Raw genomic sequence first — 13,153 nt, 5'->3', positions numbered from 1 at the left:
TTAATGGGTCCTGAGCCTAGGTTGCCAAGAGCTGTGCCGTGCTCGGCAAGCCATTCATTCTTTTGGCCGATATCTTCAACCAAATGCGCGGTCAGTTGTACGGCTTCCTGCATCTTCGCCTCAGCGCCAGACAAGTCGCCGCGCAGAAACAGGATATTGCCCAGCCCCTGGAGGCTGAATGCCTGATCCAGAATCCGGTCCGGATTGTCGGGATCGCGCTCCAGCAGTTGGCGCGACGATGCTATCGATTGCTCCAACAGCGCGATCGACTTGCCGGAATTGCCGCGATGGTCTTCGATGTCGGCGAGCAGCTTGAGCACTCGCGCGCGCCGGGCCAGGGCCTCCTCGTTCATCGGGTACTTGCTCTGCACCGCGTAGAACGCCTGCGCCCGGTCGGCGATGCTGCCCAGGACTTCGATCTGGACCTTGGGCTGCAGTTTCTTGCGCAAGTCGCCGATCATGAATTCGACCAGCCCTTCGGCCTGCCCACGTTGAACTTGCGCTTCGTTCCTGGCCTGGATCGCGTACCAGGCCATTCCGCCCATCACGGTTGCCAGGGCAAGCGAGCCGGCCACCACCAGCCGGGTGCGCAGGGTGCGGCGGCGCTCGTCGCGGTTGATAAGTTCGCCGAGACCGACGCCGAGCATGGCCGCCGCAATCTTCAGCCGCGCCCCGCGCTTGCCATCCCCGGTGATCCGCGCATCGGCGGCGAGCGGGGCATCGACCGGGGTGTCGGTTACTGTCAGATCGGGCAGGACCGCGTGAGTCAGTGCCTTTGGAAAGCATTCCAGCTCGCCCCCGCCGGGCTCGCCATCGACGATCAGCGCCAGGATCTTGTCCGGATCGCGGTGGGTCTTGAACCAGGCGACCTCGTGATTGACCCATTGCGATTGGGCCGAACGCGGTGAGCAGACCACGATCAGGAATTCAGACGCGCGGAGTGCCGCTTCCACTGCGGCGCCGATGCTGGCTCCGGCAGCTTCTTCCTCTCGGTCCTTGAACAGCGGGTGGAGCCGTTCGGGCACCGGCCCGTGTGCGCCGTCCTTGCCGACCATCGCCCTGGGCGTGCGGTAGGTCTCGATCGCGTGGAGCAGCCAGTTGCCCCATTCGGCATCGGCCCAGCTATAGCTGACAAAGGCCTTGTAGCGAAAATCCGGCATGGCCGTTCCCCCTCCGGCCAATCAGCCGGTCGCGCGACCCCTTGGCAATGCAGCCTACAGCAATTCCATCCGTGCGGAAGAGCCGATCATCCGAGTCAGGATCGATTGCTCCGGCGCCAGCGCGAATAGGCGCTGAGGCTGGAAAAGCCGAACAGTCCAGCCTGTTCGGTCAGGCTCCGGCCCGGCGCGGCGGCGAGCGCGGTGAGCAGATCGCGCCGGGCGCGTTGCAGCAGGGAAGTATAGCTGGTTCCGGCAGCGGCCAGGCGGCGATGCAGCGTGCGGCGATCGATCCCGAGCCGGTTCGCAATCCGGTCAGCCCTGGCCTCGCCGCGGGGCAGGGCATCGCGGATCAGCATCAGCACCCGGTCGGCCTCGCTCGGCGAAGGGCCGGGGCCGACTTCGCCCAGCATCCGCGCCGCCAGCGCTGCTGCCGCCGGATCGGCGCCTTCGATCGGGCGACGCAGTTCCGCGCTGGTCAGGACCAGGGCGGTCATGTCCTGCGCGAAGACCGGGACCCGCCCGAAGCAGGCGATGTGCCGCGCCAGGCTGGCCGGGCGCGGGTGCGTGAACAGCACCATCTCCGGCTGCCAGCCCGGCCCCATGAATTCGCGCAGCAGCCCGGTCAGCGAGGCCAGGGTCAGTTCGCTGGCTTCGCGGCTGGCGCCGATCAGTACCGGGTCGAGCGACAGCCGCAGCACGGCGATCTCGCCATCGTCGTTCAGCGCCAGCCCCAATCCTTCGATCTGCGCCCAGCCAAAGCGGGCCAGCGCGGCGAGCGCAGCGCCGACCGTGGCCTGCTCGCGCAGCAGCATGCGCAGCGGGCCGAGCACCGAACTGTGCCGCAGCAGCGCCATCCGCAGCCCCAGATCGTCGATCCCGGCCTGGCGTGCGGTGGTTTCCAGCAAGGCGGCGACCTGTTCGGCCGGGATCCGCAAGTCGCGATCGGTCAGCGCCCGCTGGGGCACGCCGCACTGCCGCAGCAGCGCGCCGGGATCGAGCCCGCGTTCGCGCGCGACTACGCCGAGGCCTTCGAGCACGGCGCTGCGCGCAAGTAGGGTCACCGGCGGCGTTCCATGTCCCCAAATATCAAATTAATGTCCCGAAATGTCAAGCAGGCGTCAACTGGCAAGCTAGCTTGGTCTCAACAAGGACAAATGGGAGAGAATGCCATGACCGACCGGCTTGAAACCCGCGACTATGCTCAATTCCGCGTCATCCCCCGCACCCCGGTGATCGGGGGCTGGATCGAAGGCTGCAACCTGGCCGATCTCGACGATGCCGGCCTGGCCGACCTGCGCGAAGCGCTGTGGACCTATGGCGTGCTGTTCGGACGCGGCCAGCATTTGCCGTTCGACGCGATGAAACGGGTTGCCCTGGCTTTCGCCGACCAGCTCGAAAAGCACACCTTCGCGCCGACCAGGGCTGACGAAGGCCACCCCGAAGTGGTGGTGATCCAGCGGCTCCAGACCGAGAATGCGAAGTCGACCACCGATCTTTGGCATCATGACGTGACCGCGCGGCAGAATCCCAACGTTATGTCGATCCTCCAGGCAGAGCAGGTGCCGTTCGGGGCCGACACGATGTGGGCCAGCATGAGCGCGGCTTACGAACGCCTGCCCGAGGCGCTGAAGGCGTTGTTCAGTTCGATCGAGGTAGAGCACGATTCGCTCTATCTGATGCTGCGCCACGATTTCGGCGATCCGGCGATCATCGAGCGAATCATGGGTTCGCGCGAACATGCTGTGCACCCGGCTGTGATCCGCCACCATGCCACCGGCAAGCCCTGCCTGTTCGTCGGCAATGCCTATGTCCAGCGGGTCCACGGCTATGAGACCGAACTGTCCGAACCGCTGATCAAACTGGCCAATGAGATGTCGAAGATCCCCGAGATCCAGGTCCGCCACCAGTGGGAACCGGGCGACGTGGCGCTGTGGGACAATTTCGGGACCACCCATTACGGCGTTTCGGCCGATATCGGCACCCAGCTGCGGCGGCTGCACCGGGTCGCCTCGTGGTCGCCGGCGATTCGGCCCGAGCCCTTTCTGGCCATGGCCGCCGAATGAAGGTCGACGGCGCCTGCCTGTGCGGAGCAATCCGCTACGAGGCAGAGATCGACCCGGCTGCGGTGCTGGTCTGCCATTGCAGCGATTGCCAGATCGGCGGCGGCGGGGCGTTCCGCTGGGGGACGCTGGTGGACAAGGACCGGTTCACCCTGCTGGCCGGGACGCCCAGGTACTTCCACAAGATCGCGGCGAGCGGGCGTGAGCGGGCGCTGGCCTTTTGCGGGACCTGCGGCACCTCGCTCTATGGCACCCAGGCCGAGGAATCGCGGACGCTGTCGCTACGGCTCAGCACCGCGCGGCAGGCCCGCGAGCTTCGCCCCAGCCTGCAGATCTGGCACGGCTCGGCCTACGCCTGGACCGGTGACCTGGGCGATGTTCCGGCAATCGAGCAGCAGCCGCAGATCGGCTGAAGCGCCGAACACGGCCGCTCAGAGCGGCGACCCGTCCTTGTCGCGGTAGATGTCGCGGCGGCCGACGTGGTTGGCCGGGCCGACGAAGCCGTCGGCTTCCATCCGTTCGACCCATTTGGCGGCGGTGTTGTAGCCGACCCCCATCTGGCGTTGCAGCCAGCTTGCGCTGGCCTTCTGGCTTTCGAAAACGATCTGGCAGGCCTGGCGGTATTTGCGTTCTTCGGGGGCGTCGCTGGCGGTCGCGTCAAGGTCGTCGAAGCCGAAACCGCCGTCCTCGGGCTCTTCGGTGACGCTGTCGACATATTCGGGGCTGCCCTGGGCGCGCCAGAAATCGGCGATCCGTTCCACTTCCTCGTCCGAAACGAACGGCCCGTGGACGCGTTTGATCGGATCGGTGTTGGGCTTGTAGAGCATGTCGCCCTTGCCCAGCAGTTGCTCCGCACCCTGCTCGCCCAGGATCGTGCGGCTGTCGATCCGGCTGGTCACCGCGAACGAGATGCGGGTCGGCAGGTTGGCCTTGATCACCCCGGTGATCACGTCGACCGAGGGGCGCTGGGTTGCCATGATCAGGTGGATGCCGGCGGCGCGGCTCTTCTGGCTGAGCCGCTGGATCAGCACTTCGACTTCCTTGCCGACCGTCACCATCAGGTCGGCCAGCTCGTCGACGATCACCACGATCTGCGGCAGCGGCTGGTAATCGAGCTGTTGCTCTTCATACAGCTCCTCGCCGGTTTCGGGGTCGAACCCGATCTGGATCCGGCGCCCCAGCGGCTTGCCCTTGGCGGCGGCCGTGGCGACCTTTTCGTTGAAGCCGGTCAGGTTGCGGACCGACAGCTCGCTCATCTGGCGATAGCGCCGCTCCATTTCCTCGACCGCCCATTTCAGCGCGCGAACTGCCTTGGCCGGTTCGGTCACGACCGGCGAGAGCAGGTGCGGGATATCGTCGTAGCTCTTGAGTTCCAGCACCTTGGGATCGACCAGGATCAGTCGGCACTGCGCCGGGGTCAGGCGATAGAGCAGCGACAGCAGGATCGTGTTGAGCCCGACCGACTTGCCCGAGCCGGTGGTCCCGGCCACCAGCAGGTGCGGCATGGTCGCGAGGTCAGCGACGATCGGCTCGCCCGCGATATCCTTGCCGAGGATGATCGGCAGCGCGCCCTTGCTGGCGGCGAACTGTTCGCAGGCGACCAGTTCTTTGAAGCTGACCATCTGGCGGTGCTGGTTGGGCAGTTCGATCCCCATCACCGTGCGGCCCGGAATCGAAGAAACGCGGGCCGAGATCGCGCTCATGTTGCGGGCGATATCGTCAGCCAGGCCGATCACCCGGCTGGCCTTGATTCCCGGCGCGGGTTCGAGCTCGTACATGGTCACGACCGGGCCAGTGCGGACCGCGTCGATCGTGCCCTTGACGTTGAAATCGTCGAGCACGGTCTCGAGCAGGCGGGCGTTGCGCTCCAGCGCCAGCTTGTCGATCTTTGGTGCCGAATTCGGCGCGGGATCGTTGAGCAGGTCAAGGCTGGGCAGCTCGAAGCTGTCAAACAGGTCGCCCTGGCGGCTACGCGAAGAAATCTGCGCGGGCTTGGCCGGGCGCGAAGGGTCGGTGATCTCGGGCGCCTTGCGCGGCTCGCCCAGCTGCACCGGAGCGGCGGCGGCAGCGCGTTCGCGCCTGGCCCGCACCGCGGGGATCGCGTCGGCGACCCGGTCGGGCAAGGCCGGGCGGCGCTTGAGGAAGATGGGCAGGGTGAACAGGCTGCCCCAGTCGATCGCGAAGACCCGGCCGGCGATGATCGCGCCGGCGCTGAGCGTCAGTAGCCCGGCAATCGGGGCGAACAGCCAGCGATAGCCTTCGGGCGCGAAAGAGGCGGCATAGTCGACCGCGCCGGCACCCATCAGCCCGGTAATCCCGCCCCAGCCGGCCGGCATGTCGGTATCGGCGCTGATCCACAGCGCAATGGTGGTGGCAATCAGGGTCATTGCGAACAGCAGCAGACCGACCGGACGCCACCAGGCATGATCGGCGTGCGGCAGATCGCTGTCTTCCTCCTCAACCAGCCGCCACAGCTTGCGCGCCATCACATAAAGCATCGGCAGCAGCAGCACCGCGGTCCAGCCGAACAGGAACAGCGCGCGTTCCGCCACCCAGGCGCCCGCGCCGCCCATCCAGTTCTGTGCCGGGCCTGCCGCCGCGGTCGAGGCCGAGGGATCGGTCTGGTGATAGGTCATCAGCGCCAGGGCCAGGAACAGCGTCGCGCCCAGCAGCGCGATTGCCCCGCCGATCTCGGCACTGCGGCGCAGGGCGCGCTTCATGGCCGCGCGCCAATCGACGCGTGCGCCGCGGTGGCTGGCCGAAACCGGACGTGTTGCCATGGTGCTCCCCTTTGGTCAGTTCGCGTTATGCGCTCTGGGGTGACTCCGCGTCAAGAATCCCCCTTCGACAAGCTCAGGGTGAGCGGGTCTTTTTGCTTCGCTTCACCGCAAAAAGGCGTCGATCGCAGCCCAGCGTGGCCAGCCGAGTTCCGCCGCGCGCGCCGCGTTCATCCCGCCCAGCGCAATCACCGGGCTGTTCGACAGCGCCGCGAGTTCGCGAAATCGGTCCACACCCAGGTGCGGTGCGCCGGGGTGGCTGCGGGTCGGGAACACCGGAGAGAGCAACTGCCCGTCGACCCTCGCAGCATTGGCGGCAGCGATTTCCTGCGCGTCATGGACAGTCGCGAGGCGGAGCAGGTCGGTTGCCGGGTCAAGCCGGTCTACCGCGCCATAGATCCCGTCAGCGTCCCAGGTCCGGGCCAGTCCGGCATCGCCGGAGAGAACCGCGACATGGCCAAGGCCGCGGCACAGGGCCAGCAGCGCGCCGAAGCGTTCCCGCCGCGCTTCCTCCTCCAGATGATAGTGCCGGAACACCAGACCGCTGCCGCGCGGCAGTTTACGCAAGGCCTGTTCCAGCACCGCATCGTTGCGGGCGTCTGAAATCACCCAGATGTTGGGCAGGGGCTGGCGCGGGTTCATCGCATCGCTATAGCAGCGCGCCATGATCGATCCAGCCACCGCCCTGTCAGACGTCAACGCCCGTATCGCCCAGGCGGCCCGCATCGCCGGGCGCAAGGCCGAGGAGATCACCCTGATCGCGGTCAGCAAGACTCACCCGGCCGAGGCGATCGCGCCGTTGATTGAGGCCGGGCAGCGCGTTTTCGGCGAGAACCGGGTGCAAGAGGCCGAGGCCAAGTGGCCCGCGCTGCGCGATGCCCACGGCGCGATCCAGCTGCATCTGGTTGGCCAGCTCCAGTCGAACAAGGCTGAGGAGGCGGTGCGGCTGTTCGATTGCATCCATTCGCTTGACCGCCCGAGCCTGGTCACGGCGCTGGCCAAGGCGATGGACAAGGCCGGCCGGCAAGTGCCGTGCTTCATTCAGGTCAACATCGGCGCGGAAGAGCAGAAGGGCGGCTGCGCAATTGCCGACCTGCCGGCCTTGCTGGGCGAGGCCCGCAGCGCCGCGTTGCCGATAGTCGGTCTGATGTGCGTGCCACCCGCCGATATCGAACCGGCGCCGTTCTTCGCCCTGCTTGACAAACTGGCCCGCGATCACGGCCTGGCGGGGCGCTCGATGGGCATGTCGAGCGACTACGAGACCGCCGTGATGCTTGGCGCCACGCATGTCCGGGTCGGTTCTGCGTTGTTTGGCGGACGCACTTAGGCCGAATGCTTGTGAAGCTCGTCCCCGCTCAGCGTCACCACGTGAAGCAGGTTGGTCGATCCGGGTGTGCCGAAGGGCACCCCGGCCAGCGCGATCAGCTTTGAGCCGGCGGTTCCGAACCCGTGGCGCAGCGCCATCCGCTTGCCCTTGGCGATCATCTCTTCAAAGCTGCCGATGTCCTTGGTGCTGACCGCGTGCGTGCCCCACAGCAGGGCCAGGCGGCGCGCGATCCGCGATGACGGTGTCAGCACCAGCATCGGCGCGGCGGGGCGCTCGCGGGCCACGCGCCGGGCGGTACTGCCCGATCCGGTGAAGACGATGATTCCGGCGATCGGCAAGCTCTCCGCGATCGAGGCGCAGGCGTGGCTCAGCGCGTCGGCGGTGGTGGTGTCAGGCATTACCTGGGCAAAGCTGACCTGTTGGCGGTAGCCCGGATCGCTTTCGACCTGCCCGGCGATCCGGTGCATGATCGAGACGGCTTCCTCGGGCCAGGCGCCGCTGGCAGTCTCGGCCGAGAGCATCACTGCGTCGGCCCCATCATAGACCGCATTGGCCACGTCGGATACTTCGGCGCGGGTCGGGGCCGGGCTCTCGATCATCGATTCGAGCATTTGCGTTGCGACCACCACCGGCTTGCCCGAACGGCGGGTGATCGCCACGATCCGCTTCTGGATCGGGGGCACTTCCTCGGGATTGAGCTCAACCCCCAGATCGCCGCGCGCAACCATGATCCCGTCGGCCAGCTCGATGATCTCTTCCAGCCGCTCGACCGCTGCCGGCTTTTCGATCTTGGCCATCAGCGCGGTACCCGATCCGCCGATCAGCCGGCGGGCCTCGGCCACGTCTTCGGGCCGCTGGACGAACGACAGCGCGATCCAGTCCGCCCCCTGATCGAGCGCGAACGACAGGTCGCGGCGGTCTTTCTCCGTCAGCGCCGGGATCGGCACCACCGCGTCGGGGACGTTGACGCCCTTGCGATCGGAGATGACGCCGCCGACTTCGGCCGAGCAGAGGATCTTGTCCTCGTTCGCCTCGATCACCCGCAGCCGCAGCTTGCCATCGTCGATCAGCAAGCGCTGACCCTTGCGCAGCACGCCGAACAGTTCGGGATGCGGCAGGCAAACCCGGTTTTCATCGCCCAGGGCGGGATCGCGGTCAAAGCGGAAATGGCCCGAATGTCGGATCACCGCGCGGCCGTCCTTGAACTGGCCGACACGCAGCTTTGGACCCTGCAGGTCGCACAATACCGCCACCGGGCGACCTACCGCCTTTTCGACCTCGCGGATCGCGGCGATTGTCTGGGCGTGGGTCTCGTGATCGCCGTGGCTCATGTTGACGCGAAAAGCGTCGGCCCCGGCACGCAGGAGCTTTTCGATCATCTCCGGGCTGCGGCTGGCCGGGCCCAGCGTCGCCAGGATTTTCACTTTGCGTCCGCGCGGGTCGAATTTTGCCACTGTTACCTCTTCCTGCTTTGACCTGCCCTATGGCAAAGAAGCTGAGAAAACCCAAGGAAACCCCGATGAGCTGCTCTGAAAATACGAATGCGACTGCCGGCGATCCGCTCGAAACCCTTGACGATGCCGTCGCCGCCGCCGCGTTCCGCCGCCTTGTCCGTCATTTGCGACACCGTCATGACGCTCAGAACATCGACCTGATGGGTCTGGCCGGGTTCTGCCGCAATTGCCTGGCCGACTGGATCCGCGATGCAGGAGCGCCTTACGACAAGGAAGGGGCCCGCGAAGTGATCCACGGCATGTCCAGCGGCGACTGGAAAGCACGTTTCCACAGCGAAGCGACTCCGCAGCAGCTCGAACGCATGGCTGAGAGCTTGAAGAAGAACGCGCCCCAACCCTAAGAGCGCGCTCGACTGATTCTCATTCCACCGGAGTTTCCCCAATGGCCAATGCCACCGACGACCGCCTGCGCCTGCTGATCGAGCGTATCGAACGCCTCGAAGAGGAAAAGAAGGGCATCGCCGACGACGTCAAGGACGTCTACGCCGAGGCCAAGGCGGTCGGCTATGATGCAAAGATCATTCGCCAGATCGTCCGCCTGCGCAAGATGAAGCCCGATGATCGCGCGGAAATGGAAGCGCTGCTGGATACCTACAAGGCTGCGCTTGGCCTGGGTTGACCGGGGCGGTGGGCGCTCTAACTTTGCGGGAGTGAACCCCCGCGAAAAGGACGCCCGATGATCTCTACCACGACACCCAGCATCGAGGGCCAGCCGGTCCAGCGCTATTGCGGCATCGTCACCGGCGAAGTGATCGCCGGGGCCAATCTGGTCCGCGATATCTTCGCCTCGTTCTCCGACATTTTCGGCGGCCGCTCGGGCAAGTACGAGGAGGTGCTGACCCGCGCCCGCGAACAGGCACTGGCCGAAATGGAAGCCAAGGCGCAGGCGCTGGGCGCCAATGCGGTGATCGGGGTCGATATCGACTATGAAGTGCTGGGCAAGGCCGGATCGATGCTGATGGTCAGCGCCTCGGGCACGGCAGTCATCGTCTGACGGTGGACCTGCGCCTTGCCGATCCCCTCCGCGACGCGGCGCGCTGTGCGGCGATTTACCGACCCTTCGTGACCGACGGCTGGACCAGTTTCGAGACCGAACCGCCTGATTCTGCCGAAATGGCGCGGCGTATTGCGGATTATGGCGCCAGCCACGCCTGGCTGGTCGCCGAGCGGGACGGAACGGTGGTCGGCTATGCCTATGGCTCGCCGCACCGCACCCGCGCGGCCTATTCCAGTTCCTGCGATGTCGCGGTTTATGTCGATCCGGCCTGTGCGCGGCAGGGCATCGGACGCGCGCTTTACGAGCGGCTGTTGCCGGAACTGGCTGCGAGGGGACTGCACGCGGCCTTTGCCGGGATCGCCTTGCCCAACCCCGGATCGATCGCAGTGCATGAGGCGGTGGGCTTCACGCCGGTCGGAATCTACCGCGAGGTCGGCTGGAAATGCGGCGGCTGGCGCGATGTCGGATGGTGGCAGCGGTTGCTTTGAAGGCGGATCGCGGTGTAAGGGCCCGCCAATTCCCAATCTTAGCGGCAAGACAAGAACATGGCAGGCCATTCCAAATTCAAGAACATCATGCACCGCAAGGGCGCGCAGGACAAAAAGCGCGCTGGCTTGTTTTCCAAGCTCAGCCGCGAAATCACTGTTGCGGCCAAGATGGGCATGCCCGATCCGGACTTTAACCCGCGCCTGCGCGCCGCGGTCAACGCGGCCAAAGCGCAGTCGGTCCCCAAGGACAATATCCAGCGCGCGATCGACAAGGCCAGCAAGGGCGACGCCGAGAACTACGAAGAGATCCGCTACGAAGGCTACGGCCCGGGCGGGGTCGCGCTGATCGTTGAGGCGCTGACCGACAACCGCAACCGCACGGCCACCAATGTCCGCACCGCCTTTGCCAAGAACGGCGGCAATCTGGGTGCATCGGGAGCGGTCAGCCACGGGTTCGAACGGCTTGGCCTGATCGAATATCCCGGCAGCGCCGGCGATGCCGACAAGGTTTTCGAAGCCGCGCTTGAGGCCGGGGCTGACGATGTCGAAAGCGACGAAGACGGCCACGCGATCTGGGTTGCGGTCGAAAATCTCCACCCGGTTGCGCGCGAGCTTGAAAAGGTTTTGGGTGAGGCCGTGGGGGTCAAGCTCGGCTGGAAGCCCAGTCTCAAGGCCGATGTGGCCGAAGGCGATGCCGCTACGCTGCTCAAGCTGATCGACGTGCTCGACGACGACGACGATGTCCAGACCGTCTGGGGCAATTACGAGATCTCCGATGACGTGATGGCGAAGCTGGGGTGATCGCGGTCGCGGCCAGCGGAGCTCCGGAATAATGTGGGGCCTTGTTGCCAAGGCTCTTCTATCTGGCGCGCTGATCGTGGCCGTTGCCGAGATCGGCAAGCGTCTGCCGACCGTGGCGGCCCTGGTCGCTTCGCTGCCGCTGGTTTCGGTGCTGGGGATGATCCTGCTGTGGCAGTCCCGCCCCGACGCCGAGAACATGGCGGTCCATGCCGAGGCGACCTTCTGGTACGTGCTGCCCAGCCTGCCGATGTTTCTGCTGATCCCGTGGCTGCTGCGCAGCGGCCACTCGTTCTGGCTGGCCTTGCTGGCGGGCTGCTTGCTGACCGTTGCGCTGTACCTGCTGATGGCGCAGTTCGGACCCAGGCTGGGGATCAGGATTTGACGTGATTGGGAACCTTCGCCTTGGTTTCGAAATGTACTCTCGCAAAGGCGCAAAGGCGCAAAGGCACCACGCAATGCGCCGCAGGCGTGCTCCGTTTAAACCTGGTATTCGGTTCCTGCGTTCGGATGGCAATCAGCTTCGCCGCAATCATGGCACCTTTGCGACTTCGCGCCTTTGCGTGAGCCAATCTTTTTCTTGTTGCCAATGCTGATTATCGGCCTCGATCCCTCGCTCTCCTGCACCGGCTGGGGGATCGTCGCCAAAAGCGGTAACCGGCTCAGCCACGTGGCCAACGGCCAGGTGAAGACCGATCCCAAGGCCGCGCTGGCCGAGCGGCTGGTCATGCTGGACCGCGAACTTGCCGATGTGATCGCGCGGCACCAGCCCGATCAGGGCGCGGTGGAAGAGGTGTTCGTCAACATGAACCCGCAGTCGACGCTCAAGCTTGGTCAGGCCCGCGGGGTCTGCCTGCTTGCCTTGGCTCGGGCCGGAATGCCGGTGGCGGAATATGCCACCCGGCTGGTCAAGAAGGCGATCGTCGGCACCGGCGGGGCGGAAAAGGCCCAGGTCCAGGCGATGCTCGGGGTGCTGCTGCCCGGAGTCAAGCTGGCCGGCGCCGACGCGGCCGATGCCCTGGCCGTGGCGATTACCCATGCGAATCTGTTGCGGGGATAGCAAGGCGCGGTTCAGCCAGCTCTGCTATGCGGGCACTTCCGGGGGCACAGCCGGAGTCGCACATGCATTTGTCCAAGACCCTAACACTCGCCGCACTTGCCGGGCTGACCCTGTCGGGTTGCGTCGCCAGCCGCTACCAGATTTCCGATGCGCTGATGCGCTATGGTCTCAACCAGAACGAGGCGAGCTGCGCTTCGGAGTTCCTGCGCGGACACCTCTCGACCGGTCAGGTCCGCCGGCTGGCCGATGCGGCGCGCTATTACGACACCGGACAGCGGCTGACTTTTGGCGATCTGATCCGGGTCGCGGGCCGGGTCGATGATCCCGAAGTTCTGGTCGAAGTCGGTGCTGCAGCGCTCGCCTGCAAGATCGGCGCGGACATGCCGCTGCCAAGGTTTTAGTCCAGCTTCATCACCACCCGGGCACCGATGGAATCCATGCCCGGGTTCTGTCCGCTCAGCAGGGTCGCGTGGCTGATGTGCTCCCAGCTCAGCTCGGCCGCGACCTTGTCGTTCACCCGGTAACCCAGTGACAGGGCGGGATTGAAGGTAATGCGCGAGCCCAGATCAATCCGGCGGCCCTGTGCGTCGAACTTCGGAACCTTGCCGTTGTGAATTGCCAGTCCTAGCGCAGGGCCGAGATAGACCGGACCCTTGCCCAGCTTCCAGGTAAGACCCGCAGCGGCGAAACTGGTTTCGCCATCCAGACTGACTTGCCCGTGCAGATAGGCTTGCGGCTTGCCGATCGGCTTCAGCGCTTCGATCGGCTCGCTGCGGACCCCGGCTTGCAAATCGTGCCCGCGCTCGCCGGTGTCAAAGCTGGTTGGCAGGTTCACTCCGTGAAAGCTGGCGCCGAGATAGACTTCCTGTGCATTGGCGGGCAGGGCAGTCAGGGCGCAGACCCCCATGGCGGCAGCAAGCAAACGGGTAGCGGTCATCCGGGTATCCCCCAAAGCAGATATTTGGCGCGCTT

Annotated in this window: 17 protein-coding genes; 11 read left to right on the top strand and 6 right to left on the bottom strand. The window is 65.7% G+C overall.

From position 1 onward, the window contains the following. Both B2V17_RS16515 and B2V17_RS16510 read right to left on the bottom strand, forming a co-directional pair. On the bottom strand, positions 1–1,160 hold a 1,160-nt coding region (locus B2V17_RS16515; protein WP_292999636.1), incomplete at its 3' end, for a toll/interleukin-1 receptor domain-containing protein. Between the two features lie 95 nt (positions 1,161–1,255). After that, complete coding sequence (locus tag B2V17_RS16510; RefSeq protein ID WP_292999634.1) at positions 1,256–2,221, bottom strand: AraC family transcriptional regulator; 966 nt, start codon at positions 2,219–2,221, stop codon at positions 1,256–1,258. 108 nt (positions 2,222–2,329) lie between these two features. Between B2V17_RS16510 and B2V17_RS16505 the strand changes: the two genes are divergently transcribed. Both B2V17_RS16505 and B2V17_RS16500 read left to right on the top strand, forming a co-directional pair. After that, positions 2,330–3,223 (top strand): TauD/TfdA dioxygenase family protein, encoded by an 894-nt coding sequence (locus tag B2V17_RS16505; protein WP_292999632.1) that lies wholly within the window; start codon positions 2,330–2,332, stop codon positions 3,221–3,223. Further along, entirely contained in the window at positions 3,220–3,633 is a 414-nt protein-coding gene (locus B2V17_RS16500) for a GFA family protein (protein WP_292999630.1), read from the top strand. The genes B2V17_RS16505 and B2V17_RS16500 overlap by 4 nt, the downstream gene beginning before the upstream one ends. Positions 3,634–3,651: 18 nt before the next feature. Here B2V17_RS16500 and B2V17_RS16495 read toward each other — a convergent pair whose 3' ends face one another. Both B2V17_RS16495 and B2V17_RS16490 read right to left on the bottom strand, forming a co-directional pair. After that, positions 3,652–6,000: a DNA translocase FtsK gene (locus B2V17_RS16495; protein ID WP_292999628.1), complete on the bottom strand. Its 2,349-nt coding sequence runs from the start codon at positions 5,998–6,000 to the stop codon at positions 3,652–3,654. 102 nt (positions 6,001–6,102) lie between these two features. Continuing rightward, the gene (locus B2V17_RS16490; RefSeq protein ID WP_292999626.1) at positions 6,103–6,663 is read right to left on the bottom strand and encodes a thiamine phosphate synthase; all 561 of its coding nucleotides are present in this window, start codon (positions 6,661–6,663) and stop codon (positions 6,103–6,105) included. Between B2V17_RS16490 and B2V17_RS16485 the strand changes: the two genes are divergently transcribed. Further along, the gene (locus tag B2V17_RS16485) at positions 6,662–7,324 is read left to right on the top strand and encodes a YggS family pyridoxal phosphate-dependent enzyme (RefSeq protein WP_292999624.1); all 663 of its coding nucleotides are present in this window, start codon (positions 6,662–6,664) and stop codon (positions 7,322–7,324) included. The genes B2V17_RS16490 and B2V17_RS16485 overlap by 2 nt on opposite strands. Here B2V17_RS16485 and pyk read toward each other — a convergent pair. Next, positions 7,321–8,778, bottom strand: a complete 1,458-nt coding sequence (gene pyk / locus B2V17_RS16480; protein WP_292999622.1) for a pyruvate kinase — start codon at positions 8,776–8,778, stop codon at positions 7,321–7,323. The genes B2V17_RS16485 and pyk overlap by 4 nt on opposite strands. A 65-nt stretch (positions 8,779–8,843) precedes the next feature. Here pyk and B2V17_RS16475 point away from each other — a divergent pair, with 65 nt between their 5' ends. The 8 genes from B2V17_RS16475 (at position 8,844) to B2V17_RS16440 (ending at position 12,582) form a co-directional block, all read left to right on the top strand. Continuing rightward, a complete protein-coding gene (locus B2V17_RS16475) occupies positions 8,844–9,179 on the top strand; it encodes a DUF1244 domain-containing protein (protein WP_292999652.1) in 336 nt (111 codons plus the stop codon). A 41-nt stretch (positions 9,180–9,220) separates the two neighbouring features. Then, the gene (locus B2V17_RS16470; protein WP_292999620.1) at positions 9,221–9,457 is read left to right on the top strand and encodes a DUF2312 domain-containing protein; all 237 of its coding nucleotides are present in this window, start codon (positions 9,221–9,223) and stop codon (positions 9,455–9,457) included. Between the two features lie 57 nt (positions 9,458–9,514). After that, positions 9,515–9,832, top strand: coding sequence for a heavy metal-binding domain-containing protein (locus tag B2V17_RS16465; protein ID WP_292999618.1), 318 nt, complete (start codon positions 9,515–9,517; stop codon positions 9,830–9,832). Between the two features lie 2 nt (positions 9,833–9,834). Continuing rightward, the gene (locus B2V17_RS16460; protein WP_292999616.1) at positions 9,835–10,323 is read left to right on the top strand and encodes an arsinothricin resistance N-acetyltransferase ArsN1 family B; all 489 of its coding nucleotides are present in this window, start codon (positions 9,835–9,837) and stop codon (positions 10,321–10,323) included. A 57-nt stretch (positions 10,324–10,380) separates the two neighbouring features. Then, on the top strand, positions 10,381–11,124 hold the full coding sequence (locus B2V17_RS16455; RefSeq protein ID WP_292999614.1) for a YebC/PmpR family DNA-binding transcriptional regulator: 744 nt from the start codon (positions 10,381–10,383) through the stop codon (positions 11,122–11,124). 31 nt (positions 11,125–11,155) lie between these two features. Further along, the gene (locus B2V17_RS16450; RefSeq protein ID WP_292999612.1) at positions 11,156–11,506 is read left to right on the top strand and encodes a DUF3147 family protein; all 351 of its coding nucleotides are present in this window, start codon (positions 11,156–11,158) and stop codon (positions 11,504–11,506) included. A gap of 204 nt (positions 11,507–11,710) precedes the next feature. Next, positions 11,711–12,181 (top strand): crossover junction endodeoxyribonuclease RuvC, encoded by a 471-nt coding sequence (ruvC, locus tag B2V17_RS16445; RefSeq protein ID WP_292999610.1) that lies wholly within the window; start codon positions 11,711–11,713, stop codon positions 12,179–12,181. A gap of 62 nt (positions 12,182–12,243) precedes the next feature. Further along, positions 12,244–12,582, top strand: a complete 339-nt coding sequence (locus B2V17_RS16440; RefSeq protein ID WP_292999608.1) for a hypothetical protein — start codon at positions 12,244–12,246, stop codon at positions 12,580–12,582. On the opposite strand, the gene B2V17_RS16435 is transcribed toward B2V17_RS16440, so the two are convergent. Next, positions 12,579–13,118, bottom strand: coding sequence for an acyloxyacyl hydrolase (locus B2V17_RS16435; protein ID WP_292999606.1), 540 nt, complete (start codon positions 13,116–13,118; stop codon positions 12,579–12,581). The genes B2V17_RS16440 and B2V17_RS16435 overlap by 4 nt on opposite strands. Between the last annotated feature and the right edge of the window lie 35 nt (positions 13,119–13,153).

Origin of the sequence: Novosphingobium sp. UBA6272 (assembly GCF_002440635.1) — a bacterium.
Lineage (GTDB): Bacteria > Pseudomonadota > Alphaproteobacteria > Sphingomonadales > Sphingomonadaceae > Novosphingobium.
The sequence above is the reverse complement of the archived record's forward strand: the minus strand, read 5'-3'. Positions and strand labels throughout refer to the sequence as shown.

What these genes read in the sequence shown, in the direction of transcription:
- B2V17_RS16505 (WP_292999632.1), top strand. Translation starts at nt 2,330, where the DNA reads ATGACCGACCGGCTTGAAACCCGCGACTATGCTCAATTCCGCGTCATC.
- B2V17_RS16500 (WP_292999630.1), top strand. Translation starts at nt 3,220, where the DNA reads ATGAAGGTCGACGGCGCCTGCCTGTGCGGAGCAATCCGCTACGAGGCA.
- B2V17_RS16495 (WP_292999628.1), bottom strand. Translation starts at nt 6,000, where the DNA reads ATGGCAACACGTCCGGTTTCGGCCAGCCACCGCGGCGCACGCGTCGAT.
- B2V17_RS16485 (WP_292999624.1), top strand. Translation starts at nt 6,662, where the DNA reads ATGATCGATCCAGCCACCGCCCTGTCAGACGTCAACGCCCGTATCGCC.
- B2V17_RS16490 (WP_292999626.1), bottom strand. Translation starts at nt 6,663, where the DNA reads ATGGCGCGCTGCTATAGCGATGCGATGAACCCGCGCCAGCCCCTGCCC.
- B2V17_RS16475 (WP_292999652.1), top strand. Translation starts at nt 8,844, where the DNA reads ATGAGCTGCTCTGAAAATACGAATGCGACTGCCGGCGATCCGCTCGAA.
- B2V17_RS16470 (WP_292999620.1), top strand. Translation starts at nt 9,221, where the DNA reads ATGGCCAATGCCACCGACGACCGCCTGCGCCTGCTGATCGAGCGTATC.
- B2V17_RS16465 (WP_292999618.1), top strand. Translation starts at nt 9,515, where the DNA reads ATGATCTCTACCACGACACCCAGCATCGAGGGCCAGCCGGTCCAGCGC.
- B2V17_RS16455 (WP_292999614.1), top strand. Translation starts at nt 10,381, where the DNA reads ATGGCAGGCCATTCCAAATTCAAGAACATCATGCACCGCAAGGGCGCG.
- B2V17_RS16450 (WP_292999612.1), top strand. Translation starts at nt 11,156, where the DNA reads ATGTGGGGCCTTGTTGCCAAGGCTCTTCTATCTGGCGCGCTGATCGTG.
- ruvC (WP_292999610.1), top strand. Translation starts at nt 11,711, where the DNA reads ATGCTGATTATCGGCCTCGATCCCTCGCTCTCCTGCACCGGCTGGGGG.
- B2V17_RS16440 (WP_292999608.1), top strand. Translation starts at nt 12,244, where the DNA reads ATGCATTTGTCCAAGACCCTAACACTCGCCGCACTTGCCGGGCTGACC.
- B2V17_RS16435 (WP_292999606.1), bottom strand. Translation starts at nt 13,118, where the DNA reads ATGACCGCTACCCGTTTGCTTGCTGCCGCCATGGGGGTCTGCGCCCTG.